Raw genomic sequence first — 25,371 nt, forward strand, 5'->3', positions numbered from 1 at the left:
ATCCGGACGCCCGCGCCGCACCCACATTACGGAGAGACCTGCGCCATGCGCCCCGAAGCGTCCGTGCTGCCGGCCTGGTTCCTATCAGCGGTCTGCGAACGTCCCCGTTCCCGGCGACAACACCCCCCGGATCATCAACGACAGGGCGAGAGAGTCATACCGGAACCGGCGACCCGGCCCCGACCATCAGGGCCTACCAAACATGGTAATGGGGCGGGGAACCGCATGGCCCGGAGGCTCAGGACGTGAGACCGGGCCAACCGGGCCATGCGGGGGGGGGGCGGCGAGGGGCTGGCTAGGCCGTCACTCGCTCTGTGCTGCGCGCTTGCAGGCGGAGGAGAAGTCCTGATGCTCTTGCAGCAGATCGACGGTCAGGGGCTGGGGGAAGGACTTGGAGTTCTTCGAGGCATTCGCCGCGGCCTTCTCGCCTTGGTAGAGCGGGGTCGGGTACGTCTGGAGCAGCTCCTTGCGGCCCTTGTCGATGATCACGGCGGCCATCTGCTGCGCCTTCGGGTTGGTGGCGCGGCCCTTGTCCAGCACCGCCACCGACTCGGTCAGCGAGTAGTTGCCCTCGGAGGGATCCACGAAGTCGATCGGCAGACCCTTGGCCTTGTCCGCCACGGCCTGATGACGCAGGCCGAAGCCGATGGCCACCTCGCCCGAACGCACGGCCTTGAGCGGGCCGGAGCCGGACTGTTCGAGGTGCGGTCCGGCGTTGCGGTAGATGTCCGTGAGGATCTTCTGTCCCTCAGCGCCCGTGCCGTACGCATCCGCGATGGCCTGGATCATGAGCCAGCCGGTGGAGGAGCCCTCCATGTCCGGCACGGAGATCAGGCCCTTGTACTGCGGATCGGCCAGATCCTTGAGGCTCTTGGGCTCCGGGACGCCGGAGGAGGCGAGCGTCTTCGTGTTGACGATGATCGCACCCTCCTGCGCGGTGGTCGGGGAGCGGTAGGCCGGGGCCTTCGAGTTCTCCGAGGTGCCGAGCAGCTTGGTCTTCACGTCCGTGAGGTCCGCGAACATGTGGTTGCGGTCCTGCGCGGAATCCACGTAGTAGGAGCTCATGGTCAGCATGTCCGCCTCGAGCGCCTTGCCCTCGGCCAGCATTTTGCCGCCCAGTTCGGAGGTGCCGAAGCTCTGGATGATGTACTGGCCCTTGAACCCGTTGTTGTCCAGCGCGTTCTGGAAGGCCACCACGGCCTCGTCGTCGGCGTTGGTGTAGATGACCACCTGGCCGTTCGCGCTCGAGGCGGTCGCGCCGAAGCCGAAGGCCACGAGCAGCACCGCGAGCACGGCGGACAGCGCGCCGGTGAAGATGTTGCGGGCCCTGCGGTTGCCGGAGGTGGGCAGCGGGAAGTCCGGGCTGCCGTTCGCGGCGGTCTGGGCGGCGGCGGTCTGCGCGGCGTCCGGGCGCACCGCGGCGGCGGCCACGGCCACCTGCGGCACCTTGGCCTTGGCGGTCGCCTTCGCCTTCTCGCGGCTGTGGTCGCGGGTGAGCAGCGCCACCACGCCCTTGACGATCAGGTTCGTCGCCAGGATCAGCAGGGACAGGGCGAAGATCTCGTCGAACTTGGCCACGTGCTGCAGCGCGGAGATCTTGGTGGTGATCACCTGCGTGCGGGCGCCGGTCAGGAACACCACCGCGGAGATGGTGACCATCGCGTTGACGAAGTAGTAGCTGAACACCTGCAGGATGGTCGGCAGCGCGTTCGGGGTGACCACGCGCACGATCGTCTTGAACCAGCTGTCGCCCATGAGCTTCGCCGTGGTCTCCCACGAGGCGTTCATCTTGGTGAGCGAATCCTTGATCATCTGGTACGGCGTGGCGAAGTAGTGCACGATGTTCGCCACGATGAGGATCCAGAACGTGTTCTGCAGGCTCGTGCCGGAGAACACGAACAGGAATGCGATGCCGAGCACCATGCCGGGGACCGTGTTGATGATCGAGCTCATGGCGTCCACCGTGCGGCGCGCCCAGTTCGGCAGCTTCGAGCGGGAGGTGACCAGACCGGCCGCGTAGGCGAACAGGCAGCCGATGACGGCGGTCATCACGGCCACGTACAGCGAGTTGGTGTACACCTGCGTGAGCTCCGAATCGGTGAACAGCGCGGTGATGTGGCTGAACGTGAAGCTCGTGTTGAACGGCCATTCCGTGACGAATGGGATGAGGATGATCACCGCGAACAGGCTCAGCACGCACACCAGGGTGACGATCGAGCCGATGCCGCACAGCCAGTCGCGCTTCTTGCCCTTGGGCAGCTCGACCTGCGAGATCTTGTTGTAGCGGATCGCGAAGCGCTCGAGCACGGTCACCAGAATGATCGAGATGATCGAGGGGATGAGCATCACGACGGCGATCACGGCGCCGCGGTTGAAGTTCGGGATCGAGCCGAGCATCTGGTTGAACAGCGTCATGGCCAGCACGTCGTACTCGCCGCCCACCGAGGTCGGGATGCCGTAGTCGGTGAACGCCAGGAAGAACGACTGGATGAATGCGATCGCCATCGTGCCGATCAGCGGGCGGACCACCGTGTTGAGGAATGTGGTCCACGGCTTGTCTCCCATGATGTGCGAGACGATGATGAACTTCTTGTCCACGAACTGGAAGCTGTTGTTGATGAGTAGGAAGCACGTGGGCAGCGTGTAGATCACGTAGCCGATGAGCAGGCCGTTGAAGCCGTAGATATCGAACAGCTGGAAGCCGAACAGGCGCGTGATGAGGCCTTGCTTGCCGAACGAGTAGATGATGGCGAAGCCGTACGTGATGGTCGGCAGCAGCATCGGCACCTGGGTGAGCAGGGTGATGGCCTTCTTCAGGCCGTTCGGCACGTTCGTGCAGTTGACCGTATAGGCCAGCAGGAACGCGAGCAGCACGGCGACCAGCGCGCTCGTGGCCGCGACGATGAGCGAGTGGGCCACCGAGGTGCCGAACTCGGGGCGGGAGAGCACCGCCCAGTAGTTGGACAGCGTGGCCGCGCCGTCGCCGGTCTGGAACGACTTGACGATGACGGTGACCATCGGCACCACGAGGAACGCGAGGAACGCGATCGAGACGATGACCAGCAGCGTCCACAGCTCGGTCTGCTTGGGGGCGCGGGGACGCCGCTCGTGGTTGGAGATCTCCGGGGCGACGTTGGGCAGTTGCTTGCCCGCCTGGATGGATTCGACCGACATGACTATCAGGCCTCCGCGTTCCGGACGGCCTGCGCGTTGGCCTCGGCGGCCTGCGCGGCGTCGCCCTCGTTGAAGAGCGTGTAGATGTTGTTGCGCTTTACCTCGAGCTGGTGGAGGATGAACTTCTTGACGAAGTCGTTCGCCGGGTGCTCGATGATGTTCTCCGGGGTGTCGTACTGGGCGATCTTGCCGTGGTTGATGATGAGGACCTTGTCGCTCATCGTGCAGGCCTCCTCCGGATCGTGGGTGACCATGATGGTGGTGAGCTTGTACTGCTCGACGATCTGCTTGATCTTGGCCTTGATGGACTCCTTGATCACGCCGTCCAGGGCGGACAGCGGCTCGTCCAGCAGCAGCAGCTTCGGCTTCATGACCAGCGTGCGGGCCAGCGCCACGCGCTGCTTCTGGCCGCCGGACAGCTCGTCGATGCGCTTGCCCAGGTGCTCCTCGAGGCCCAGCAGGGAAATCATGTCCTTGATCTCCTTCTCGGAGGAGATGCCCGGGTTGTTCCTCAGGCCGTAGGTGATGTTCTCGTACGCGGTGAGGTTCGGGAACAGCGCGTAGTCCTGGAATACGATGTTGAAACCGCGCTTCTCCATCGGCACGTCCGTGAGGTCCTCGCCGTTGTAGATGAGCTGGCCGCTCGTGGCCTCGGTGATGCCGAGGATGATGTTCAGCAGCGTGGTCTTGCCGCCGCCGGAGGGGCCGAGGATCGACATGATCTTGCCGTTGTCCAGAGTGAGGCTGATGCCGTTGAGGACGTGCGCGTCCCCGAATGACTTGGTGATGTTCTTGAGTTCGAGCATATTCCTTGACCTTCGTGCTTCTATGTGTGCGCGGCCTTCCCCTTCCGAAACAGCGTGGATGCTTCGGGCCGTGCGGGATCGGTGTTCAGTTATGCGGTTTTGGCTGTTGTTTGGTTGGTATTGCCGGTCCCTTGCGGAACCAATTCAATGGTCGCGCGCGTTGTGGGGGCTGAACGGGACATCAGGGAAAAGGTTGTTCAAACTGCGGTGAACAATAAGTTAAGCTACACGGAAGCTACGTAGTCAACGTAGTCGATGGGGCATGGCTGGTGCGCGCAGGTTGCTGAGCTGCGCGCGTGCTCAGGCCTCGAACGCGCGGTCGGCGATGGCGCGGCCCGAAGAGTCGAGCACGGCGGCGTAGCGCGTGTAGTCGGTGAGGATCACGCCCATGTACAGCATGTCCACCAGGGCGGCGTGGGAGATGCGCGAGAAGATCGCGTTGCCGTAGATGGTGTGCGAATCGCGCCCGGCGAGCAGGGTCACGTCGGACCAGTTGGCCACGGGCGTACCCGCATTGTTGGTGATGCCCAGCGTGGACGCGCCCTGACTCTTCGCCAGACGCAGCGCCTTGACCGTGTCGCTGGAGGAACCGGAGTAGGAGATGGCGACCGCCAGATCCGCGGCCGTCAGATGCGCGGCGGAGATCTGCTGCAGGTACGGGTCGAAGTGCAGGCGCGACTGCAGGCCCAGGTAGCTGAGCTTGGTGTTGAGGTCCGTGGCGGGGGCGAGCGAATCCTCCACCGCGTAGATGTCGATCACGCGCGCGCGGGACAGCTGCGTGACCGCGCGGCGGAACGACTTGTTGTCAAGCGTGGAGAGCATCTCGTTGAGGATCGTCGTCGCGGCTGCCACAGTCTTGTGCGGTACGTCATCGGGATTGTCCCACGGATGCAGGTTGAACCCTTCCAGAGGGTTGAAGGCCGCCTCGTCCAGCGCTTCCGATTCGGGCTGCGGGTGCGCGATCGCGTAACGGAACTCGCGGTACCCGTTGAACCCGAGCTTGCGGGTGAGACGGATCACCGTGGGCTGGCTGACCTCGCAGCGCTCGGCCAGTTGCCCCACGGTGAGCGAACCGATGAGGTCGATGCGGTCGCGCACGAATGCGGCGACCTGCTTCTCGGCCGGATGAAGCGAAGGGTAGATACGGTTGATGCGCTCGATGATGTGCGATGTCGAACCCATTGCTCTTGCTCCATGTTTCATCATGTGAACGGCTCTACGTACTCCAGCTTAAAAGGGGCCGGCGGCGGAACCTGCCAACGTAGTTGAAGCGCAGGTGAACTTTTCCGGAAGGCATGGCGTGGCTTGCGGGGCGCATCATCCCCAAGGATGAGGGCGGGTGACGGACGCACGTCATGATCATTCCGACGCATGAGGGCGCGGCGGCGCGCGATCTGGGACACTGAAGACACAATCGGGGCGCGATGGATGCGAACCCCGACGAACGGCTGGAAGGAGGCCAAAATGATGGACATGAACCTGCTTTCGCAGATGGGTCTGCTGGTGGTGGGCGGCCCGCTGTTCGTATTCGGCATGCTGTCATTCGTGCTCTCGGGCGTCACCTACGGCGTGCGCACGGTGCGGCGGCTGCCCGCATGGGAAGGCATGACCCGACCGTTCCTGTTCCTCGGCACGCTCATGGTGATCTTCGGGGCCGCCGTGCTCATGCCCGCGCTGCCCATGCTCATGCGGCTCGTCGGCTGAGCGCGCGCCGCGTCCGTGCCGAGGCGCCCTGCTGCGCGGAACGTGGCGGGTGGTCCGGGCGAGCCCGCGACTATGATGGTGCGGGTCTGAATCGGACGAAATGGAAAGGGCAGGCGGCGGTGCGAGCGCATATGGCGAGCGGGACGGATCTCGGGCGGGACGGATGGTCCGGGGCCGCCGGCCAGGCCGGAATCCGTGCCGACGAATCCGCTCGGGTAGGAGCCGGTCGAGCCGACCGAACCGGCCAGAACGAGCAAAACGACGCTCGGAACGACAAGTCCGTTCGGATGGCGGCCATTCGCACTGCGTTCGGTGCCGCGTTCCCGCTCACCGTGCCCATCGCCACGGGATTCCTGTTTCTGGGAGGATCCTACGGGCTGCTCATGCATGCGCAGGGCTTCGGCTTCTGGTATCCGGTGGGCATGGCGTTCTTCATCTTCGCCGGATCCATGGAATTCGTGACCGTGAACCTGCTGCTCTCCGCGTTCGATCCCCTCGCCGCGTTCCTGCTCGCACTCATGGTCAACGCGCGGCACCTGTTCTACGGACTGTCCATGCTGGGCCGGTTCCGCGGGCTCGGCTGGAAGAAACCGTATCTCATTTTCGCCATGTGCGACGAAACCTTCGCCATCAACTCCAGCGCGCAGATTCCGCCGACCGTGGACCACGGCTGGTTCATGACGTTCGTCTCTGTGCTCAACCGCTGGTACTGGATCGCCGGCGCGGCGCTGGGATGGCTGGCGGGCGGGATGCTGCCGTTCAGCACGCGTGGCATCGAATTCGTGCTCACCGCACTGTTTCTGACGATCTTCCTCGACCAGTGGATGGGCAGGAAACGGCAGATCGAGCGCGGCGGACGGTCGGCGGGCCGCGGCGCATTGCGTATGCCGTCCGCCTTCCGCGAGCGGGCCCGTGCCGCGGTCGGCGCGATGGCCACGGCGGTTGCGGCCGCCGCGCGCAAACACCTGCCCGCCATCATCGGCGTGGCATCGTCCGTGGCATGCCTGCTGATCTTCGGTTCGGGCCGGTTCATGATTCCCGCCATGGTCGTGATGCTCGTCCTGTTCCTCGCCCTGCGACCCCTGCTGGACGACCGCGGCGGGGACGGGAACGGCGGGGACAAGGAGACCGCGCGATGACCATGACCGTCTGGCAGGCCGTGACGACCATCGCCGTGGTGGCGCTCGGCACCATGCTCACCCGGTTCCTGCCGTTCCTTGTGTTCCCGGACTCCAAACGCCCGCCGCAGCTCGTGGATTACCTCGGCAAGGTGCTGCCGTACGCCATGACCGGGCTGCTCGTGGTCTACTCGCTCAAGGACGTCTCGTTCGCATCCGGCTCGCACGGCATTCCCGAAGCCATAGCGATCGCGGCGATCATTCTGCTGCATTGGTGGAAGCGCAGCATGCTGGTGTCCATCGCCGGAGGAACCGTGCTCTACATGGTGCTCGTGCAGCTCGTCTTCTGAGCGGTCAGATTCTCCGAGCGGTCAGATCCGCCGGTCGATCAGGCCTTTCGACCGTTCAGGTTCTCCACGAAGGCTCGAATGTCTGCGATCTCCCCGTCGCACACCGCATGGCCCATGCCCGGGTATTCGCGGTAGGTGTAGCGGCCGGTCGCGCCGAGCACGCGGCGGGCTGCGGACTGATCGGCCGCAGGAATGACCCGATCCTCGGCGCCGTACAGCAGCAGGAACGCGGTCCTGCTGCCGAGCGCGGCCGGATCTGCATGTTCCTCGCCGCGGAACGACGGGCTGAGCAGAATCGCCGCGTCAAACAGGTCGGGGTGCTCGAGCGTCAGCCGGTAGGACAGATAGCCTCCTTGCGAGAAACCGACCAGCACTTTCCGTCGATGCGCGAACGCCGACGCATCCAGCAGGCCCGTCACGCCTGTGCCGACTGCGTGGCATGCGCGCCGGCGCTCCTCCACGTCGCATCCGTCCGGATACCAGTAGGCTCCTCCCATGTACGGCCGGTCGTGGGTGCCGCGGAACGAGAAATAGTCTGCTCCGGGAACGGCCGCGTCGAGAATGCGGATCATCTCCCGCTCGTCGTTGCCGTAGCCGTGGAACATGAGGAACAGCGGGCCGTCGCCGGCGCTGCCGAGCGATGCGGCGAAGCGCAGCTTCACCGGCAGCGCCGACGGACTTTCCGCCTGCGAGAATGGGGAATGCGGCATGGCTGGCCTCCTTGGCTTTCTGCGGCGATGCGCTCGCCGGCGCGCGTGGCTTCATTATATGGCGGCGTGGCATCATGGTGCGCGACGGGATATCGCCGCCCTCGGCCGGCCCGTGCGGCAATGCGTACCCGGGCGTCGTCCCGGAAAGCTGCGTCTCTCGATCGACAAGCGGCGTGCGGCAATGCGTACCGGCATAGTGCCCCTGCCGTTCAGCCTTCACTCCCGCATCGGCGGCCCGGCTCCGGCCGCCGGGTCCGCCGGATGCGGCGATGGACCGATGCGACGGGCGCTGTTGGAGGGTAATGTCGTTCGGCATTGCGGCTATTCCGCATTCGTGGGGAAGATTCCGGCATCTGCGCGATGGTATCTGCGTTCGTGGGGGACTTCTGTACGCCCAAAGGCATGGACACTGGCGTCATGGCGTTGCGATGCGGTGTTTTTATGCCGGTATGGCCGCGGCAATGTCCCCCACGAGCGCAGATGGCTTGCCGCATCGTCCGGAATCTTCCCCACGAGCGCGGAAAGCCCTTGGCATTGCGGTTGCGGACCGCTTGGTTCCTTGGTCTCGGGAGCATCCGCCGGGTTCCCCGCACCGGTGAGCCCGGCGCGGCATCATGTTGCCCTGCTAGAGTGCACGGCATGACAGCGTGGAAGTCGGATGCCCCAGATGCCCTGAATGCTCCGAATATGACCGGTACCCATAACGAAGGACCCGATGCCGGAGCATACAGTGCGGACCCGGGCATGCTCCGACTCGGAACGGCGAATGCACTCGACGTATGGATACGTCCGGTCGCCAGTGGGCGCCGGGCCGTGGCGGTAATTGCGGTGATCGCCGTGCTGGCGGCGCTGTACCGGTGGGGCTGGGGTGACGGCATCGTTGCGGCGATTCGTGCCCTGACTGCGGATTCCGGCGCGAACACGTCCGGCACGGTTACCGTGGCGGGACAGATGCGCCGACTGGGGAACCATGTGCTGCTGACCGCCGCTGCAGCGGCGGCGTTCTGCGCGGTCCGGCGGTTGACCTGCGGATTCGCGTTCGTGCGGCCGCGGCCGCACGAACGCCGTGCCGGCGGTGGGGCGGCCGCCGGATCCGGTACACGACCCCGCGCGGGTTTCCGTTTCCGCCCCATCCCGGTACGGAAACCGGGCGAGACCCTCCGCCGCTGGTGGGACGCCGGATTCGCCTACGTATTCTGCATGCTCGCCGGGTTCGCCGCGATCGACGTGGCTTCGGCCTTGCTGCGCACCACGTTCCACAGTTATCCGTTCGGCACGCGGTATGAAAGCGGGGCGGCGGCCGCACTGTACTTGGTCAACATGTTCTTCGCCGGCCCCACCGAGGAGCTGGTATTGCTGGGATTCACGGTGACGGCCCTGAGATGGGTGGGCGCTCCCTGGTGGCTGGTGACGTGCGTGGCGGTGGGCCTGCGCGTGCCGTTCCACCTGTACTACGGCTGGGCTGCATTCGCGATTGCGGTGTGGCCCGTGCTGGCGGTGATGCTGTACCGGCGGGTCGGCATGATCACGCCGATGATCGTGGCGCACGGCATGTACGACGTGGCGACCGCGATGACGAGCCTCACCGCGGTCGCCGGGTCGTCCTGGCCGCTCGTGGCATCCGGCGCGATCGTCGCCACGCCGGTTATCTGGGCGGCGACGATCGCATGGCGGTGGCTGGCGGTCCGGCGGCGGTGTCGAGCGGAGCGGCGGCAGGATGCGAAGCCTTAGAGCTCCTCGTGCCAGTGCGGGTTCTGCCCGAACGTGTAGCCCTCCGGATTGTCCATGGCGGCGAACTGCGCCATGTCGTCCTCGTCGAGCGTGAAGCCGGTGAGGTCGAGGTTGGCGCGCTGGCGGTCCGGGTGCGTGGACTTCGGGATCGCCACGTCGCCGAGCTGGAGATGCCAGCGCAGGATGGCGGCGACGGGGGAGACATGGTGCTTTTCCGCGATGCGCACGACGGTCGGGTCCTTGAGCATCTGGTTGGCGCGGCCGAGCGGGCTCCACGCCTCGGTGATAATGCCGTGCGCGTCGTCGTATGCGCGCTGGTCGGCCTGCTGGAAGAACGGGTGGAGTTCCACCTGATTGACCGCCGGGGTGACGCCGGTGGCGCGGATGAGCAGGTCGATGTGCCCGGGCAGGAAGTTGCTCACGCCGATGTGCCTCACGATGCCCTGCCGCTGCGCATCCACGAGCGCCTGCCACGCCTCGACGAACTGGCCCTGAGACGGGTTGGGCCAGTGGATGAGGTACAGGTCGATGTAGTCGAGTCCCATGCGAGCCACGCTTTCCTCGATGGTGGCGCGGGCCTGGTCGTACTGGTGGTGGCGGCCGGGCAGCTTGGAGGTGACGATGATCTGCTCGCGCGGCACTTCGGATTCGCGGATCGCACGGCCGACCACGCCCTCGTTCTCGTAGTTGAACGCCGAGTCGATGAGCCGGTAGCCCACCTCGATCGCGGAACGGATGGCGCTCACGCCGGCGAATCCATTGACTTTGTAGGTGCCGAAGCCGATGGCGGGCAGTTCGAGGCCGTCGTGTGCGCGGCGGACGGGAATGGCGGGCGGTTCGAGCAGCGTCATGGTGTGCCTCCTTGGGACTGGGACGGCATCGGGCTCGCAGGTAGGTATGGTTGCGGGGCGGCCGGATGCCATGATCGTGATGCACTTTCATGGTAATACTGGCAGGTATGACGACTTCTTCCCATTCCGGTCCCGGGCATGCCGCCCGTCAGTCCGGCGAATCCGGTGGCCAAGCCGGCCGCACGCCGTGGCAGCAGGCGCTCGACGCCAAGCGCACATGCTCCGGCAAGGTATGGCCCGGCGGCTGTCCGGTGGGCGCGGTCACCGGTGGCAACGGCAAGGGCAAAGGCCGGGGCAAGGGATTCATGCCGTTCAAGGCGACCGGCCACAAGGGCGGCATCAGCAGACAGGGCTGACGGCCGGCCCATCCGTCAATGACGTAATGTCCCGCTGCAGGAGCCATCTGCCGCCGTTCAGCCAACATGATGGCGCAATATGCAGACGCTCCACTGGCTCTAGCGCACGTCCGCGCCGAAGGGGAACAGCGCGAGCTTGGCCATCTTGAACGACTGGATGCCGAACGGGATGCCGATGATCGTGACGCAGTTGACCAGTCCGGCGAGCACGTAGCTCAGCGCAAGCCACCAGCCGGCCAGCACCACCCACACCAGATTGGCCGCCGCCGAGCCGAACCCGCCGCCGTAGCGCACGGTCATACCGAACGGCGTGAGCGTCAGCCCGGCCATCTTGAAGGCCTGCAACCCCAGGGGAATGCCCACGATCGTGACGCACAGCACCAGCCCGACCGCCGCCCACTCGATCGCGATGGCCAGACCGCCCAGAACGATCCACAGCACGTTGCCAAGAAATCTCATGGAACCAGCATAGCGAGGCGCAACGGCCGGCGGGTCAGTCCCCGCGGGCGCGGATGAGCCGCAGTGTGGGGCGGAGCATGAGCGTGAAGCCGGTCAGCCCCACCGTCCACAGCGGGTATTGGATGAGTGCGGCCATGCGCATCGTCTGCGCGGTGTACAGGCTCGGATCGGTGGCGCCCTGCATGTCCAGCAGCAGGCCGAAGCCCAGGAAGACGATGGTGGAGGACAGGAACCCGCCCGTGTTCGCGAACCCGGTGGCAGAGCCGAGATTCGCCGGTCGGTTCGTGTCCCGCACGTAGTCCATGGCGATGTTCGAGGCGGGGCCGCCGCTCGTCATGGCGATGAGCAGCAGGACCATGAACCACGTCGGGTGCGGTCCCGGAGTGAGGAACAGCACGGTCCACAGCAGGATCTGCGCGCCCACGGACACGTACACCACGGCGGCGCGACCGTGGATCGGATGGATGCCGGCGAGACGGCCCATGACCGGACCGAACACCATGTTGATCACCACGCCGGCGCCCAGATAGGCGCTGGCCTGCCCGCGAGACCACCCCTCCACGGCCAGCAGGAACGGCAGACCCCACAGCTGGTTCATCATGTTGATCGGGAACCAGGTGCTGAAATGCACGAAGAAACCGCAGATCGTGCCCGGGGAGCGCAGGGCCGCGCCGAATCCGCGCACCGCCGCAGCCAGTCCGCCTGCGGGGCGGTCGTGATGGCGGGAGGTCTGATGCGGATCGTCGCGCACCGACAGGAACACCGCGGCCGCCACGAACACGCCTACGCCGGCGACGGACAGGAACGCGGCTTGCCAGCCGGTCAGATGCAGCAGCCATGCGAACGGGTAGAGGGAGATGATCTGCCCGAGACCGCCGATCACCGAGGTCAGCTGGGTGAGCAGCGGCGCCTGACGGACCGGGAACCATGCGGAGACGAGCCGGACCACCGAGATGAACACCAGTGCGTCTCCCAGTCCGACCACGCCGCGGCCCACCACCGCAAGCCACGTGACCGGCGCGAGCGCCACCGTGGACTGGCCGGCCGCCATGAGCAGGCCTCCCGAGGCGATGAGCGCCCGAGCGCCGAACCGGTCGAGCAGTACGCCGGCCGGCACCTGCATGAGCGCGTAGACGAACAGTTGCAGGTACAGGAATCCGGACAGTGCGGTGCTCGTGGTGTGGAAGTGGTTGGCGGCCTCGATGCCGGTGGCGGACAGCGAGGAGCGGCATACCACGGCGAACAGGTAGCCCAGCAGTCCCATGCCCCACATGAGGTATGCGCGGGAGCCGCCGAGACGGGTGCCGTCTTGACGGGCGGTGCCGGCGTCCGGGGCCGGGATCGGGATACGGTCGGATTGGCGTGCGTTCGCTCTCTCGTTCACGAGCACATGGTAGCGCGCGCGGGTGTCCGGCGGATTGCCCCGGGGCCGGTTGCCGGTTGTCGGTCGGCCGGTCTCCGTCCACCGTCCGCCGCCGGCAGTGCCGACGTTTACCGTTGCTCCTACAGTGGAGGCCATGTCATGCACCACTATTCTCATCGGCAAGGATGCGAGCTACGACGGTTCCACGATCGTGGCCCGCAACGACGATTCCGGTTCCGGCAGGTACGATCCCAAGCGCTTCGTGGCGGTGAGGCCCGAGGACCAGCCGCGGCACTACGTGAGCGAGCTGAGCCACATGACCAAGGACCTGCCCGACGACCCGTGCCTGTATGCGATCGTGCCCAACGCGCTGCCCGGCCGCGGCATCCTCGCGGAGGCCGGCGCCAGCGTGCACAATGTGGCCATGAGCGCCACGGAAACCATCGCGGTCAACGAGCGGGTGCTCGCCGCAGACCCGATGGTGGCGCTGCGCCCGGCCGTGGGGGAGCCCGGCACGCCGGAATACCGCGCCGAACAGCCCGGTGGCATCGGCGAGGAGGACTTCATCACGCTCGTGCTGCCGTACGTGCATACCGCGCGCGAGGGCGTGGAGCGGCTCGGTGCGCTGCTGGAACGTTACGGCACGTATGAGGCCAACGGCATCGCCATTTCCGACGTGGACGAGATCTGGTACGTGGAGACCATCGGCGGCCACCACTGGATTGCCCGCCGCGTGCCGGACGACTGCTATGCGGCCATCCCCAACCAGCTCGGGCTGGACGACTTCGACCTCGAGGACGCGCTCGGCGAACAGCGCGAATACATGTGCAGCGCGGACATGCGCGAGTTCATCGGCTCCAACCATCTCGACGTGTCCATGGATGCGGACCCGCATCACCTCAATCCGCGCCGCCTGTTCGGCACGCGCTCCGACCGGGATCACATCTACAACACGCCGCGCGCCTGGTACATGCAGCGTTACCTCAACCCGAGCGACGACTGGGATTCGCCCGCCGCCCGCTACACGCCCGACTCGGACGACATTCCGTGGTGCCGTCGGCCGGAAAGCAAGGTGAGCATCGAGGACGTGGACTTCCTCATGAGCTCGCACTTCGAGGGCACCCCGTACGACCCGTACGGCACGCGCGGCACCGAGGAGACGCGCCGACGCTACCGTCCGATCGGCATCAACCGCAACGGGCAGCTCGTGGCGCTGCAGATCCGCCCGTACGTCTCCGAGTCGAACCGTTCGGTGATGTGGATCTCCTACGGTTCCAATCCGTTCACGTCGCTTGCCCCGTTCTATGCGAACGTGACGCAGACGCCCGCATACCTGAACAACACCACCGCGGAGGTGAGCACCGACTCGCTGTACTGGACCAACCGCATCATCGCCGCGCTGGCGGACCCGCATTACGTGGCGAACCGCAATGCCATCGAGCACTACCGCGAGAACGTGCTCACCTACGGGCACCGGCTCATCGCGCACACCGACGCCGCCGTGGATTCCGCCGAGGCGGACGCGACGGTGAGTGACGAGACGCGCAGCGAGGAGCCGCACGAGGTGTTCGGTGATCTGGAGCTCGCCAACCAGGCCATGGCCGACTACCTCAAGACGCAGACTGCGGACCTGCTCGCTCAGGTACTGTATACGTCCAGCAACCTGATGCGCAACGCGTTCGCCATGTCGGACCGGTAGCGCGGGCCCGAAGCGCGGACCGGTAGCGCGGACCGGTAGCGCGGACCGGTAGCACGCGCTACCGGTTTCTTCCATTCGGTCCAACCTGTGCCCCTGTTTTGGCAGCTTGGACCGATCATGCGAAAAAACGGCCCCTCGGAGGCTGATTTTTCTTCCATTCGGTCCAAGCTGCGAATTTGGGGGTACAGGTTGGACCGATCGTGCAGTGGACGGGTAGCGGGCACGCGGGATAGGCAGTGCGAACGGCGGTGCGAACGGCGGGTAACACGGACAGCGTGCACGCGGAGCGGGCAGTATGGACCGCGGGTCGGGTTGCCCGGTATCGCGCGGCGCAAGTCCGGCAGTGCGGATCGGCAGCGCGCGGCGGCCCGGAAGCCTCAGAAGCGGGTCAGGATGTCGTCCGTCATGTCCGCCAGACGCGGCGCGCAGAACGTGGGGTTCCGGCCGGCTATCGGCTCGTGGATGTACGCGGTGGCGTAGCCGAGGCGGGCGACGGGGGCGATGTCGTTGATCCAGTGGTCGCCGATGCTCAGCAGGCGGTGGACGCGGCCTTCCGCGGCGGTATCGGTTCCGGCTGCGGCCTGCGCGGGCTGATCGGCTCCGGTGCCGCCGTTGCCGTCCTCGCGGGCGCCGTCGCCTCCGATGAGCCGGCGGATCACGTCCGTCCAGCCGTCGGGCTTGCCGGATCCGGGCAGGATGGCCTCGAACAGGTTCAGCACGCCGAAGCGCGTCAGTGTCTCCTTGAGACCGATGATCGGCGAGTTGGTCACCAGCACGCACGCGCAGCCGGCGTCGGCCAGACGGTCCAGGAACGCGCCGAGCCCCTCAGGCGGACGCACGTCCAGCGTGCCCTGGGTCAGCGCGCGGCGGGAGGCGAGATACGCCTCGCCGGTGAACTCGGCGGGCACGCGGGCCTGCACGGCGGCGCGCTGGACCACGTCGTAGGCGTCCTCGCAGTCGGGGAACGCGGTCGGGTCGGCAAGGAATCGGCCCAGATCGTTGCGCGCAGCCTCGGCCTCGCGGTCGGTCATGTGCGCGAACACCGCGTCGGCGTACGCCCACACCGGCGCCGAGCCGAGGCATACCGTGCCGTCGAAGTCGAAGACCGCCACCTTGCGGTCGGGATACATGGGAGAGCAGTTGAAAACGGTCATGATGGTCCTTTCGATGAAGCGAATGCAATGCAATGAGCGCGGCAAGCGAACGGCTCCCCGGGTTCGGGGCGAATCCGGGGAGCCGTTCATGGGATTGGTTGCCGGCGATCATAGCCGCCGGCGGGCAGGTCAGCGGGACGGGCTCACTGCTTCACGTCGGAATCGAACGTGCCCTTGTAGCGGGACAGCACGTCGGTGAGGTTCTGCGACGGGTTGGCGAGGTAGCCCTCGAGCGCGGAATCGGTGTCGTCCACGGCCTGCTGCGAGGCGGCGGACAGCGGCGCGGTGAACAGGTTCTTCGTCGCGTCGGCGAGGATCGGGGCGATGCTGCTGCCGGACTTGGTGTACTTGTCGTCCTTGATGGCGCTGGAGCGCACGGGCATGTAGCCGGTGCCCACGGCCCACGTGATCTGGCTGTCCTTGCTGGTCAGGAACTTCTCGTACATGAACGCGGCGGTGCGCTGCTCGGGCGTGGCGGAGTCGAACATGTAGATGTCGGTGCCCTGCTGCAGCGAGTACTTGGCCGGGTAGGGGGCCACGCCGTACTCGAACTTGCCTTCCGCGCCCTTCTTCACGAAGGATTCGCCGGCGTTGGAGCCGATGTACATGCCCACCTTCTGACTGCCGAACGGGCCGGACATGTACTTGTCGGTGCCGGCGATGCGCATGGTGCCGTCCTTGACGCCCTGTCCGTACCAGTTGAACGCATCCTGGGAGGCCTTGCCGGAGACGTCGAGCGACTCGTTGAACTCGGTGCCGTTGTTCTTCAGGTACGTGATGTAGAAGTTGGACAGCGAATCGAAGCCGATGCCGGGGATGTTCTCCGACTGCTTGATCTTCTGCGAGGCGGCGACCAGCTCGTCGTAGGTGGTGGGCACCTTGATGCCGAGCTTGTCGAACAGGGTCTTGTTGTACCACAGCACCTCGGTGGACTTGTTGAACGGCATGCCGAGGATCTTGCCGTCGAAGGTCACGCCCTCGCGCAGGCCGGGGAGCACGTCGTCCCAGTTGTCGAACGCGAGGTTCTTGTCGGAGGACTTGATGTAGTTGTCCAGCGGGACGACGGTGCCGTCCTCGAACGCCTGGGACAGCCAGCCCGGGTAGGCCTGCGTGATGGTGGGCAGATTCTTGGGGCTCTGCATGGTGGCGGTGAGCTTCTGCTGCAGGTCGCCGTAGCTGGACTGGTTCTGCAGGGTCACCTTGATCTTCGGGTTGGCCTTCATGAATTCGTCGGTCAGCTGCTGCAGGGTGGTCTGCTGCGCGCCGGTCATGGCGTGCCAGAACGTGATCTCCACGTCCTTGTCGATGGTGGTGACAGGCGCATCCTCGGCGTCCGCACCGTTGGAATTGCCGGAACCGCATCCGGCCAGCGCCATGGTGAGGGCTGCGACGGCGGCCACGGCCTTGACGTACTTGAACTGCTTCATGGTTGTTCTACTTTCTTGTTCCTTGTTTCCTTCAGTGTTCTGATTTCGGGATAAGCGTTGTGCTTACAGTTCCACCACGAGCCCGCGCTCGGGCAGGATCATCATGCCGTAGTCGTTGCGGTAGCGTTCCGGATGCTCGCCGTGCACGGGCGCGAGCACGTGCGGACGGACCGTGTCGATGATCTCGAACTCGCGCTCCACGGTCGCATGCCCGTCGCAGCTGATGCGCTGCGCGTCGATGCCCAGATCCGCGAAGCTCCGGAAGAACGGCTCGTAGGACGGGTCGTAGGGGCCGAGCGGGGCGGCGCCGGTGTGCACGTAGAGCCCGCCGCGCTTCAGGTCCTTCTGGTGCGCGGCGCGCGTGGCGTCGTCGAGCTGCCAGAAGTAGGAGCCCTCGTCGTTCAGGAGCGCGTCCAGCGGCACCTCGAGCGCCGGGTCGAGCCGCACGGCCTCGTCGGCGCCTTCCGGCTCGCCGGGTCCGCGGAACCAGTAGACCTGCTCGCCGGTCACCGCCGTGTACACGGCGGCCTCGTGCTCGGCGAGCACCGTCATGCGCGGCACCGCGTGGATGAGATGGCGGATGCGGTCGAGGTTCGTGGGGTAGTAGTTGAACGTGATCTGCCGGTGCGCGTTGTCGCCCACCAGCGCGGCGATCCGCTCGCACACCTCCTCCTCGGTGACTTCCTGACGGGGTTCGCCCACGCCCGGTTCGGAGAACGAGAGGGCCGTGCCCTCCATGATGAGCATGTCCGCGCGGCGTGCGGCCGCGAGGAACGCGTAGGTCTTGTCCTTGAGGAACCCGTGGAAGCGGATGTCGCCCGTGTAGGCGATGCGGCGGTCCGGCGTGTCGATGATGTATCCGCTCGCGCCGTACGCGTCGTGGTCCACCTGCAGCAGGGTGACCGTAATCGAGCCGATGCGCACCGCGCCGCCGTACGGCAGGCCGTTGATCGGGCGCGTGTGCGGCGCCGAGGCGTCGCCCTGCTCGCGTGCGAACGGCGGGAAGTCGAAGTCGTCGTGCGTGTTCATGGCCTCGAGCACGGCCTTCGTGTCGTTCGAGGCGTACAGCGGGATGCTGCGGTCGAGGTAGTTGACCATCTTGGTGTGGTCCAGATGGGCGTGCGAGAGGAACACGGCCGCATGGGCGTGGTCGTCGGCGTGCCATTCGTGGCCGGGCACCGGGATGTCCCGGTCGAAGATGCCCGGCAGGTAGGGCACGAGGCCCAGACGCACCAGATCGGGGAGGTTCCGCGGCTGCTCGGCGGCGCCGGGATCGTAGGCGCAGCCGAAGTCGAACATGACGTGGCTGTCGCCGTACTCCACGTCGATGAGATTGCCGCCGATCGTGCGCACGCCCCGGTAGAACGTGACGCGTGTGCGGTCGCGACGCGGTCCGCGAGCCGCGGGAACGCCGAACTCAGCCTTTGATGCCATTTTGAGCAACTCCTTCGATGATGTGCCTGTGGAAGATCGCGTACAGGACGAGGATGGGGATGATGGTGATGGCGCTCGCGGCCATCTGCAGCTGCACCGCCGTGCCGCTTTCCGAGGCGAACGCGCTCAGACCGTTGCTGATCAGACGCATCTCGGTGGTGTTGGTCACGAGGATGGGCCACAGGAAGTTGTTCCATCCGCCGATGAACAGCAGCAGGCCCATCGTGAACAGCGCCGGCCGGCACATGGGCAGCATCACCTTCCAGATGAATTCCAGATCGCCGCAGCCCTGCACCTTGGCCGCGTTGTAGTAGGTGCGCGGAACGGCCGTCAGGTACTGCGTGAGGTAGAAGATGTAGAACACGCTGGCCAGCGAGGGCAGGATGAGCGCCGGATACGTGTCCAGCAGGCCCAGATCCGCGATGGTGCTGTAGTTGGTGAACACCACGATCTCGTAGGGCACCATGAGCAGCGCCACCAGGCAGGCCATGAGCGTCTTCTTGAACCTGAAGTCCAGACAGGTGAGCGCGAAGCCGGCCAGCACAGTGGTGACCATGGTGCCCAGCGTGCAGGCGCCCGCCACGAGGATGGTGTTGACGAAGTAGCGTGCGAACGGCGCCTGATGCATGGCCTCGGCGAAGTTGCCCCACTGCGGGACGGCGGGCACCAGCGTGGGCGGGATGCTCGTGCCCTCCTGGTAGGTCATCAGGCTGCCGGAGAGCATGTAGACGAACGGGAACAGCGTGATCACGGCCATCGCGACGATGAACACGTAGCGAAGAATCAGACCGATGTGCTTCATGAGTCACTCACTTCACTTCTACTTGGACAGTTGCTTGAGCAGCGCGTTCTCCAGCAGCGTGAACGCGAGGATGAGCAGGAAGAGCAGCACGCCGGCCGCCATGCCCTGACCGTACTTGTGGTCCACGTAGAACTTGTTGAAGATGTAGAACACGGCCGTGGTGGCGCTGTTGCCGATGCCGGCCTTGCCGTTGAACAGGGCGTACACCTCCGTGTACACCTTGAAGCTGTTGATGAAGTTCACGATCGCGAGGAACGTGAGCATGGGGATCATCTGCGGCAGCGTGATGCGGCGCAGCTGCTGCATGCCGGTCGCCCCGTACATGCTGGCCACCTTGTAGTAGTTGGGGTTGATGGACCTCAGGCCGGAGAGCATGATGATGATGTTGAACGCGAGGCACGACCAGATGCCGAAGATCAGCAGGGCCGTCATGTTGAGCTTCGGGTCGTTGAGGAAGTCGAACGGGCCGAGCCCCACCTTGCCCAGCAGGAAGTTGAGCACGCCGTAGTCGCCGTTGAGCAGGTAGCGGAACACGATGCCGATGGCGATCACGCTCGTCAGGTACGGGATGAAGAACAGCGCCTCGAAGAAGCGCCCGCCCTTCATGTGCCCGTTGAGGCTGAGCGCGATGGCCATGGAGATGATCATGCCCACCGGCACCACCACGATGGCGAAGACGGCCGTGTTGATGATGGCCGTGTGGAACTCCGGATCCGCGAGCACGAAGGCGAAGTTGTCCACGCCGGCGAACTTGGGGCGCCGCAGGCTGTTGGTCTGGAACGCCATGATGAAGATGCGCACCAGCGGCCACACGTTGAACAGGGCGATGAGCACGAGCGCGGGGGCCAGGAACAGCCAGGCGCGCGGTTGGCGCTCGGCGCTGTAGGAGAACGGGCCGCGCTTGGCCGGCTTGGCGGCGGTCCGTGCGGTTTCGGTTGCGGTGCTCATCAGTACAGCCTCGTTCCGTCCGCGTCGAACAGGAAGATGTCGTCGTAGTCGATCACGTAGCCCACGCTGTCGCCGCCGCGGATGGGGGAGCGGGCGTCCACCGTGGAGGAGGCGTGCACGCCGTCCGCGTCGAAGTGCAGCACGCTGTAGCGGCCGATCATCTCCACCGAGTCGATCTTCACCGTGAAGTCCGGCGTCTGGCCCGCCTCGGCCACGATGAAGTGCTCCGGGCGGATGCCGGCCGTCACCGGGCCGGAGGCGAGCGCCTTGGCCAGACCCTCGCGCATGCGGGAGCGGTCGAGGCGATCGAGCGGGATGGAGAACGTGGGACCGGCGAGCGCCTTGGCGGACTGGTCGTAGCTGAGCTCGAACAGGTTGATGATCGGGCTGCCGAGGAACTTGGCCACGAACAGGTTGGCCGGGTCGAGGTAGAGCTGCTGGGGCACGTCGTACTGCTGGATCACGCCCTGGTTCATCAGCGCGATGCGGTCGCTGATGGACAGCGCCTCCTCCTGGTCGTGCGTGACGAACACGGTGGTGATGCCGGTGGACTTGACCAGACGGCGGATCTCCTCGCGGATGCGCAGGCGCAGGCGTGCGTCGAGGTTGCTCAGGGGCTCGTCGAGGAGCAGCACCTTCGGGTCGTTGACTAGTGCGCGGGCGATGGCGACGCGCTGCTGCTGGCCGCCGGACATGGCGCCCGGCTTCTTGTCCGCGAGTTCCTCGATGCCGGTCATGGCCATGTAGCGGTGGGCGATCTTTTCGGCCTCGTCCTTGGGCTTGCGGTGGTCGCCCACGCGCAGGGGGAAGGTGACGTTCTCGAGTACGGTCATGTGCGGGTAGAGCGCGTAGTCCTGGAACACCATGCCGATGTTGCGGTCCTTGGGGTGTTCGTGGATGATGGAGTGTCCGTCGATGCTGATGTCTCCGGAGGTGGGGTCGAGCAGGCCGGCGATGATGTTCAGCGTGGTTGACTTGCCGCAGCCGCTGGGGCCGAGCAGGCAGACGAGGTCGCCGTCCGCAATGTCGAAGCTGATGCTTTTGAGGGCCTGATACCCGTTCTCATAGGTCTTGTTGAGTTTACTGATTGCGATTGCCATGGGGCATCCCCTTACGGCGTGCCGGCTGAACGGCCGGCGCGTACTTACGGTCCCCACTATGGCAGGGGGCCGTGGGAAACGCGGCGGGGAACGCCGGAATTCATCGGCGTGGCCTCTAAGGTTCATCTGGCGTCATGCGCAGGTCATGCTGCGTTCATATGCGGTGTGACGTGGCTCACAAAGATCGGGGCAGGGGCAGGGAATGAGATGGATATGCGAACAGCCCGCCTCCGTGCGGTTTCCCGGGGCATGCGCGAAGAAGGCATGGTCTTGGGAAACCTTGCGGCGGCGGGCCGTTGCGGTTGCGATCGGTTCGGATCGGGCCGATCGGCTACTCGCGGACGAGCTGGATGTGCTCCACGTCGTCGCGCTTGGAGCGCCGGTAGAGGACGGCACGATTGCCGATGGTCTGCACCACCTCGGCGCCGAGGGCCTCGGCCAGCTGGTCGGCGGCCTCCTTGGCGGTGCAGCCGGAGCCGTCCTGGACCTGGCACTTGACGAGCTCGTGGCTGTCGAGCGTCTCGTCGGCCTGCTTGATCAGGGATTCGGTGATGTCGTTCTTGCCGATGTGCACGAGGGGCTTCAGCTGGTTGGCCAGAGCGCGCAGCTGGCGGGTCTGTTTCTTCGTAAGCGTCATGGGGACCAAGCATAACGTTTGCCCCGGGCAAGGCGGGCGGCCGGACGGGTCGGCCTTGCCGCGCGCGACGGCGGTATGGGATGATGGTGCCATGGCAACGATTGCGATAGGCGGGGCGCTTCACCCGGTCTCCCCGCGGCTCTACGGCGTGTTCCTTGAGGACATCAACTTCGCGGTGGACGGCGGGCTCAACGCCAACATGGTGAACAACTACAGCTTCGACGGCGTCTACCTGCGCCACCGCAGCATGCACCTGCACGGGCGCGAACGCTGGCAGTGCGAGGCGGATCCGCTGCGCTTCTGGCATTTCGTCGGCCTCAAGGCGGAAAGCTGCGGCGCGTACGTGACCGGCGAGCATGGTCAGCGGATCGACACGTCCCGCCAATGCCCCGCGCCGCCCGTGCATGTCAACAGCCGGTACGTGCGCGTCACGCGCCTGTCGCACACCAACAAGTCGTACATCGAGAACCTCGGGTACAACGGCGGCGGCGAGCATGACGGCGAATGCGCGATGGCCGTCGAGGAAGGCGAGACGTACGAGTTTTCCGCGCTGGTGCGGACCGTGGCCGGCCGCGGCAGGCTCGGCGTGCGCGTGATCGACGAGGACTGCGTGGCGCTGGTCGAGGCCGAGGTGGTGCCCCTGCCCGAGGCCGGCGGCGGGTGGACGCGCGTGGCCTGCACGCTGGAGGGATCGGTCAGCCGGTACGGCAAGCTGCGCATCGACGTGCTGGACGATCCCGAGGATGGCCGCGAGTCCGCGGAGGCCCGGGACCTGCTGACCGTGGACCTCGACTGCGTGAGCCTGATGCGCGCCGACTCGTGGGGCGCCGGCGACCCGAAATGGCGCCACGGCCGGCTGCGGCGAGACCTCGTCGAGGCGATCGCCGCGCTGAAGCCGGCGTTCGTGCGCTTCCCGGGCGGGTGCATCACGGAAGGGGTCACGCCCGGCAACGAATACCGGTGGAAGGACACGGTGGGCGCACTGCCCGCCCGCCGGCAGAAGCCGAACATGTGGGCATACAAGACGCCGGACGGGTCAAGCTACTCACAGAGCTACCAGATCGGCTTCTACGAATACTTCTGCCTGTGCGAGGACCTGGGCGCCAGGCCGCTGCCCACCCTGTTCGCGGGGCTCAGCTGCCAGTCGCCGTACCGTGACCCCAAGCACATGCCCATCGACTCGGCCGCGTTCCGGGCCGTCATCGACGACTACCTCGACCTCATCGACTTCGCCAACGGCGACGCGACGGACGGCGGATGGGCCGGCGTGCGTGCCGCCATGGGGCATCCCGAGCCGTTCGGGCTCGACATGGTCGGCGTGGGCAACGAGAACTTCGGCGCCGACTACCAGGCCAAGTTCGATGCGATCAGCTCCGCCATCCACGACCGCCACCCGGGCATGCTGTGCGTGATGAGCGCCGGCCTCTTCCCGTTCGCCCTGCCCATGGCCCCCGCCTGGAGGCACGCCCGGACCATCGCCTCCGGAGGCGTGCCCGGCGTGACCGGCGAGCTGCTGGCCGCGCATGGGAGCGCCACCGGGGATGCGATCGTGGTGGACGAGCACTCGTACCATTCGCCCGACTGGTTCATCCGCGAGGCCTCGCGGTTCGACGACTATCCGCGCGACGGGGCCGCCGTGTACTTCGGCGAATACTCCGCCAACGGGTTCCTCGCCGCGCAGCCGCAGACCGAAAGGGCCTCGAACCGGTGGCGTTCCGCGTTGGCGGAGGCCGCGTTCCTCGCCGGATGCGAACGCAATTCGGACGTGGTGCGCATGACGTCGTACGCGCCGCTGCTCGCCATGACGGGCGGCAAGGTGTGGAACCACAACCTCATTGAATTCAGTCCCTCGCATGTGGCGCCCACCGTCAACTACGAGGCGGAACGCCTGTTCTCCGCGCACGTCGGACGCACGGCGTACGAGGCGGCGGTCGCCGGCGCGGACGGGGACGCGGACCGCCTGTTCGTCAGCGCGAGCGGAGAGGACGAGCCGTTCCGCAGGATCGTGAAGATCGTCAACGTGTCCGGCGAGGCGGAATCGGCCACCGTGGAGGTGCGTCCGTCCGCCGCGGCGATCGACGCCGGCCGTCTCACGCTCACCGTGGAGACGCTGTACGGCGGGCCGGACGCCAGGAACCTGCCGGCGTGGGACGGCGAGCCGGTGCCGGGCATCCGCCGGAGGGTGAACCGATCCCGGCTGCCGGTGGACGAGGGCCGGCCGCTGCGCTTCGCGCTGAGCTTCAAGCCCCGGTCGGTCACGCTGGTGGAGCTCAGGCAGTCATGACGGTCAGCCCGCCGCCACGGCAAGGTAGCGCGTGGCGCGCGAGTGGCCGATGCGACGCACCTTGCCCGCCTCCGTCAGGCCCCGCAGCGCGTAGTTGGCCTGCGACTTGGACAGGTTGAGCGGCTCCTGGATCTCGATGCGCCTGAGCGGCAGACCCCTCTCGATCATGAACGCGAGGACGAGCGGTTCGAGTTCGCTGCGGTTGAGGCGCCCGCTGTCGGGTTGCAGGTCCGGGGCGGTGATCGGCTTGGCGGCGGCCGCGACGAGCGGCGCTTCGTAGGGACGCACGAGCGGCACCGCCCACGGCGAGGCCGCCCGCAGTTCAATCTGGTCGACGGCATCTCCCCGGTCGATGCGATGCGTGAACCGGCCTTGCGGCATGCCCGGGAAGCGATACTTGGTGGCGACGCGGCCCGTGGCTGCCGTTGCACCGCCGTTGCCGGTGTTGCCGTTGCCTCCGGCGTCGGTGCGTGCGCCGTCGCCCGCGTCCGGCACCTCCACGCGCAGCAGCGGCAGGATGACCGCCACCGAGGCGGGTGCCACGCGCAGCTGCGGGGCGTCGATGCCGTCGTCGTACGCCTGCATGATCTGCTGGATGCCGTTGCCGAGGTTGTGCACGAATCCCAGCCGTTCCAGCAGTCCGGCGAGCGCGATGTTGCGCGGCTGGTTGGCGCCGTTGATCAGATCGTTGATCTTGAGGCTCCCGTACAGGCCGCCCAGAGAGATCACCTCCACGCCGGCCGGCGTCACGTTGACGATGGTGGAGCCGGTGTAGGTCTCGTAATCGCGGTGGGCGATCGCGTTGACGAGCGCCTCGCGTATCGCCGGTTGCGGTACCGGTCGGACGTCGATGCCGGGTTCGCCCGCCGTGGCTTCGGCCCGCTGCGCGCTCAGCTGGGGCAGCGAGGCGATGTATGCGAGCGCCCGGTCGAGCTGGCCGACCGCGCTGCCGGCGAAGCTGCGGTGCTCCGCCAGTGCGGTCTTGTTGGCGTCTCGGTATGCCGCCACCTTGAGTGCGAAGGGGTTCTGGTCACTCATCACGGTCCGTGCGATCGGGTCGGTGCAGGAGTCCGGATCCCACGCGATGCGTCTGCCCTCGAATGCGGCCCGGGCGACGTCGAAGGTCATTGCGCCGGTGCCTGAAGTCTCAATCCCCATACCGCGAGGGTACCGTCGCAAGGCGACAGTCGGGGCCGCATCGTCGCATCAGGATGCTTTCCATCATGGAAAGACACGCCGAAGGGCGTTCGGGGACGGGGCCTCT

The 25,371-nt window shown here is 66.3% G+C and carries 22 protein-coding genes; 7 read left to right on the plus strand and 15 right to left on the minus strand.

Going from position 1 to position 25,371, the window contains the following annotated elements:
- Positions 1-303 precede the first annotated feature (303 nt).
- From AC1AZA_RS00005 to AC1AZA_RS00015, 3 genes are all read right to left on the minus strand, one after another.
- Entirely contained in the window at positions 304-3,174 is a 2,871-nt protein-coding gene (locus AC1AZA_RS00005; RefSeq protein WP_476512705.1) for an extracellular solute-binding protein, read from the minus strand.
- Positions 3,175-3,179: 5 nt separating this feature from the next.
- Complete coding sequence (locus AC1AZA_RS00010) at positions 3,180-3,980, minus strand: ABC transporter ATP-binding protein (RefSeq protein WP_476512706.1); 801 nt, start codon at positions 3,978-3,980, stop codon at positions 3,180-3,182.
- 300 nt (positions 3,981-4,280) lie between these two features.
- Complete coding sequence (locus AC1AZA_RS00015; protein WP_476512707.1) at positions 4,281-5,162, minus strand: MurR/RpiR family transcriptional regulator; 882 nt, start codon at positions 5,160-5,162, stop codon at positions 4,281-4,283.
- A gap of 282 nt (positions 5,163-5,444) precedes the next feature.
- Between AC1AZA_RS00015 and AC1AZA_RS00020 the strand changes: the two genes are divergently transcribed.
- The 3 genes from AC1AZA_RS00020 (at position 5,445) to AC1AZA_RS00030 (ending at position 7,152) form a co-directional block, all read left to right on the plus strand.
- Entirely contained in the window at positions 5,445-5,684 is a 240-nt protein-coding gene (locus AC1AZA_RS00020) for a hypothetical protein (RefSeq protein WP_476512708.1), read from the plus strand.
- A 287-nt stretch (positions 5,685-5,971) separates the two neighbouring features.
- Complete coding sequence (locus AC1AZA_RS00025; protein WP_476512709.1) at positions 5,972-6,823, plus strand: AzlC family ABC transporter permease; 852 nt, start codon at positions 5,972-5,974, stop codon at positions 6,821-6,823.
- On the plus strand, positions 6,820-7,152 hold the full coding sequence (locus AC1AZA_RS00030) for a branched-chain amino acid transporter permease (RefSeq protein WP_476512710.1): 333 nt from the start codon (positions 6,820-6,822) through the stop codon (positions 7,150-7,152). Before AC1AZA_RS00025 ends, AC1AZA_RS00030 begins: the two co-directional genes overlap by 4 nt.
- 38 nt (positions 7,153-7,190) lie before the next feature.
- Here the strand turns inward: AC1AZA_RS00030 and AC1AZA_RS00035 are convergent, their stop codons facing one another.
- The gene (locus tag AC1AZA_RS00035) at positions 7,191-7,808 is read right to left on the minus strand and encodes an alpha/beta hydrolase (protein ID WP_476513143.1); all 618 of its coding nucleotides are present in this window, start codon (positions 7,806-7,808) and stop codon (positions 7,191-7,193) included.
- Positions 7,809-8,675: 867 nt separating this feature from the next.
- Between AC1AZA_RS00035 and AC1AZA_RS00040 the strand changes: the two genes are divergently transcribed.
- Complete coding sequence (locus tag AC1AZA_RS00040) at positions 8,676-9,593, plus strand: CPBP family glutamic-type intramembrane protease (protein ID WP_476512711.1); 918 nt, start codon at positions 8,676-8,678, stop codon at positions 9,591-9,593.
- Here the strand turns inward: AC1AZA_RS00040 and AC1AZA_RS00045 are convergent.
- Positions 9,590-10,438, minus strand: coding sequence for an aldo/keto reductase (locus tag AC1AZA_RS00045; RefSeq protein WP_476513144.1), 849 nt, complete (start codon positions 10,436-10,438; stop codon positions 9,590-9,592). The two genes, AC1AZA_RS00040 and AC1AZA_RS00045, sit on opposite strands and share 4 nt — an antisense overlap.
- Positions 10,439-10,551: 113 nt before the next feature.
- Between AC1AZA_RS00045 and AC1AZA_RS00050 the strand changes: the two genes are divergently transcribed.
- Positions 10,552-10,800, plus strand: a complete 249-nt coding sequence (locus AC1AZA_RS00050; protein ID WP_476512712.1) for a hypothetical protein — start codon at positions 10,552-10,554, stop codon at positions 10,798-10,800.
- A gap of 99 nt (positions 10,801-10,899) precedes the next feature.
- On the opposite strand, the gene AC1AZA_RS00055 is transcribed toward AC1AZA_RS00050, so the two are convergent.
- A complete protein-coding gene (locus tag AC1AZA_RS00055) occupies positions 10,900-11,259 on the minus strand; it encodes a YccF domain-containing protein (RefSeq protein WP_476512713.1) in 360 nt (119 codons plus the stop codon).
- A 34-nt stretch (positions 11,260-11,293) separates the two neighbouring features.
- Positions 11,294-12,643: an MFS transporter gene (locus AC1AZA_RS00060; RefSeq protein WP_476512714.1), complete on the minus strand. Its 1,350-nt coding sequence runs from the start codon at positions 12,641-12,643 to the stop codon at positions 11,294-11,296.
- A gap of 133 nt (positions 12,644-12,776) precedes the next feature.
- Between AC1AZA_RS00060 and AC1AZA_RS00065 the strand changes: the two genes are divergently transcribed.
- Entirely contained in the window at positions 12,777-14,321 is a 1,545-nt protein-coding gene (locus AC1AZA_RS00065; protein WP_476512715.1) for a C69 family dipeptidase, read from the plus strand.
- 377 nt (positions 14,322-14,698) lie between these two features.
- Here the strand turns inward: AC1AZA_RS00065 and AC1AZA_RS00070 are convergent, their stop codons facing one another.
- The 7 genes from AC1AZA_RS00070 to AC1AZA_RS00100 form a co-directional block, all read right to left on the minus strand.
- Positions 14,699-15,475 carry an HAD family hydrolase gene (locus AC1AZA_RS00070; protein WP_476512716.1) on the minus strand — a complete coding sequence of 259 codons (777 nt, stop codon included), beginning with the start codon at positions 15,473-15,475 and terminating at the stop codon, positions 14,699-14,701.
- 143 nt (positions 15,476-15,618) lie between these two features.
- On the minus strand, positions 15,619-16,902 hold the full coding sequence (locus tag AC1AZA_RS00075; protein ID WP_476512717.1) for an ABC transporter substrate-binding protein: 1,284 nt from the start codon (positions 16,900-16,902) through the stop codon (positions 15,619-15,621).
- A 63-nt stretch (positions 16,903-16,965) separates the two neighbouring features.
- Positions 16,966-18,336, minus strand: a complete 1,371-nt coding sequence (locus tag AC1AZA_RS00080) for an MBL fold metallo-hydrolase (protein WP_476512718.1) — start codon at positions 18,334-18,336, stop codon at positions 16,966-16,968.
- Positions 18,320-19,138 (minus strand): carbohydrate ABC transporter permease, encoded by an 819-nt coding sequence (locus AC1AZA_RS00085; protein WP_476512719.1) that lies wholly within the window; start codon positions 19,136-19,138, stop codon positions 18,320-18,322. The genes AC1AZA_RS00080 and AC1AZA_RS00085 overlap by 17 nt, the downstream gene beginning before the upstream one ends.
- 18 nt (positions 19,139-19,156) lie before the next feature.
- Positions 19,157-20,086 carry a carbohydrate ABC transporter permease gene (locus AC1AZA_RS00090; RefSeq protein ID WP_476512720.1) on the minus strand — a complete coding sequence of 310 codons (930 nt, stop codon included), beginning with the start codon at positions 20,084-20,086 and terminating at the stop codon, positions 19,157-19,159.
- On the minus strand, positions 20,086-21,186 hold the full coding sequence (locus tag AC1AZA_RS00095) for an ABC transporter ATP-binding protein (RefSeq protein ID WP_476512721.1): 1,101 nt from the start codon (positions 21,184-21,186) through the stop codon (positions 20,086-20,088). Before AC1AZA_RS00095 ends, AC1AZA_RS00090 begins: the two co-directional genes overlap by 1 nt.
- A gap of 331 nt (positions 21,187-21,517) precedes the next feature.
- On the minus strand, positions 21,518-21,823 hold the full coding sequence (locus tag AC1AZA_RS00100) for a YhbY family RNA-binding protein (RefSeq protein ID WP_476512722.1): 306 nt from the start codon (positions 21,821-21,823) through the stop codon (positions 21,518-21,520).
- 91 nt (positions 21,824-21,914) lie between these two features.
- On the opposite strand from AC1AZA_RS00100, the gene AC1AZA_RS00105 reads away from it, so the two are divergent.
- Positions 21,915-24,107 carry an alpha-L-arabinofuranosidase C-terminal domain-containing protein gene (locus tag AC1AZA_RS00105; RefSeq protein ID WP_476512723.1) on the plus strand — a complete coding sequence of 731 codons (2,193 nt, stop codon included), beginning with the start codon at positions 21,915-21,917 and terminating at the stop codon, positions 24,105-24,107.
- 3 nt (positions 24,108-24,110) lie between these two features.
- Here the strand turns inward: AC1AZA_RS00105 and AC1AZA_RS00110 are convergent, their stop codons facing one another.
- Positions 24,111-25,265 (minus strand): ATP-binding protein, encoded by a 1,155-nt coding sequence (locus AC1AZA_RS00110; RefSeq protein WP_476512724.1) that lies wholly within the window; start codon positions 25,263-25,265, stop codon positions 24,111-24,113.
- Positions 25,266-25,371 lie beyond the last annotated feature (106 nt).

The sequence above is a fragment of the Bifidobacterium sp. LH_389 genome (assembly GCF_056357235.1).

What these genes read in the sequence shown, in the direction of transcription:
- AC1AZA_RS00005 (WP_476512705.1), bottom strand. Translation starts at nt 3,174, where the DNA reads ATGTCGGTCGAATCCATCCAGGCGGGCAAGCAACTGCCCAACGTCGCC.
- AC1AZA_RS00105 (WP_476512723.1), top strand. Translation starts at nt 21,915, where the DNA reads ATGGCAACGATTGCGATAGGCGGGGCGCTTCACCCGGTCTCCCCGCGG.
- AC1AZA_RS00080 (WP_476512718.1), bottom strand. Translation starts at nt 18,336, where the DNA reads ATGGCATCAAAGGCTGAGTTCGGCGTTCCCGCGGCTCGCGGACCGCGT.
- AC1AZA_RS00090 (WP_476512720.1), bottom strand. Translation starts at nt 20,086, where the DNA reads ATGAGCACCGCAACCGAAACCGCACGGACCGCCGCCAAGCCGGCCAAG.
- AC1AZA_RS00030 (WP_476512710.1), top strand. Translation starts at nt 6,820, where the DNA reads ATGACCATGACCGTCTGGCAGGCCGTGACGACCATCGCCGTGGTGGCG.
- AC1AZA_RS00055 (WP_476512713.1), bottom strand. Translation starts at nt 11,259, where the DNA reads ATGAGATTTCTTGGCAACGTGCTGTGGATCGTTCTGGGCGGTCTGGCC.
- AC1AZA_RS00050 (WP_476512712.1), top strand. Translation starts at nt 10,552, where the DNA reads ATGACGACTTCTTCCCATTCCGGTCCCGGGCATGCCGCCCGTCAGTCC.
- AC1AZA_RS00065 (WP_476512715.1), top strand. Translation starts at nt 12,777, where the DNA reads ATGTCATGCACCACTATTCTCATCGGCAAGGATGCGAGCTACGACGGT.
- AC1AZA_RS00025 (WP_476512709.1), top strand. Translation starts at nt 5,972, where the DNA reads ATGGCGGCCATTCGCACTGCGTTCGGTGCCGCGTTCCCGCTCACCGTG.
- AC1AZA_RS00110 (WP_476512724.1), bottom strand. Translation starts at nt 25,265, where the DNA reads ATGGGGATTGAGACTTCAGGCACCGGCGCAATGACCTTCGACGTCGCC.
- AC1AZA_RS00010 (WP_476512706.1), bottom strand. Translation starts at nt 3,980, where the DNA reads ATGCTCGAACTCAAGAACATCACCAAGTCATTCGGGGACGCGCACGTC.
- AC1AZA_RS00075 (WP_476512717.1), bottom strand. Translation starts at nt 16,902, where the DNA reads ATGAAGCAGTTCAAGTACGTCAAGGCCGTGGCCGCCGTCGCAGCCCTC.
- AC1AZA_RS00100 (WP_476512722.1), bottom strand. Translation starts at nt 21,823, where the DNA reads ATGACGCTTACGAAGAAACAGACCCGCCAGCTGCGCGCTCTGGCCAAC.
- AC1AZA_RS00020 (WP_476512708.1), top strand. Translation starts at nt 5,445, where the DNA reads ATGATGGACATGAACCTGCTTTCGCAGATGGGTCTGCTGGTGGTGGGC.
- AC1AZA_RS00015 (WP_476512707.1), bottom strand. Translation starts at nt 5,162, where the DNA reads ATGGGTTCGACATCGCACATCATCGAGCGCATCAACCGTATCTACCCT.
- AC1AZA_RS00085 (WP_476512719.1), bottom strand. Translation starts at nt 19,138, where the DNA reads ATGAAGCACATCGGTCTGATTCTTCGCTACGTGTTCATCGTCGCGATG.
- AC1AZA_RS00070 (WP_476512716.1), bottom strand. Translation starts at nt 15,475, where the DNA reads ATGACCGTTTTCAACTGCTCTCCCATGTATCCCGACCGCAAGGTGGCG.
- AC1AZA_RS00095 (WP_476512721.1), bottom strand. Translation starts at nt 21,186, where the DNA reads ATGGCAATCGCAATCAGTAAACTCAACAAGACCTATGAGAACGGGTAT.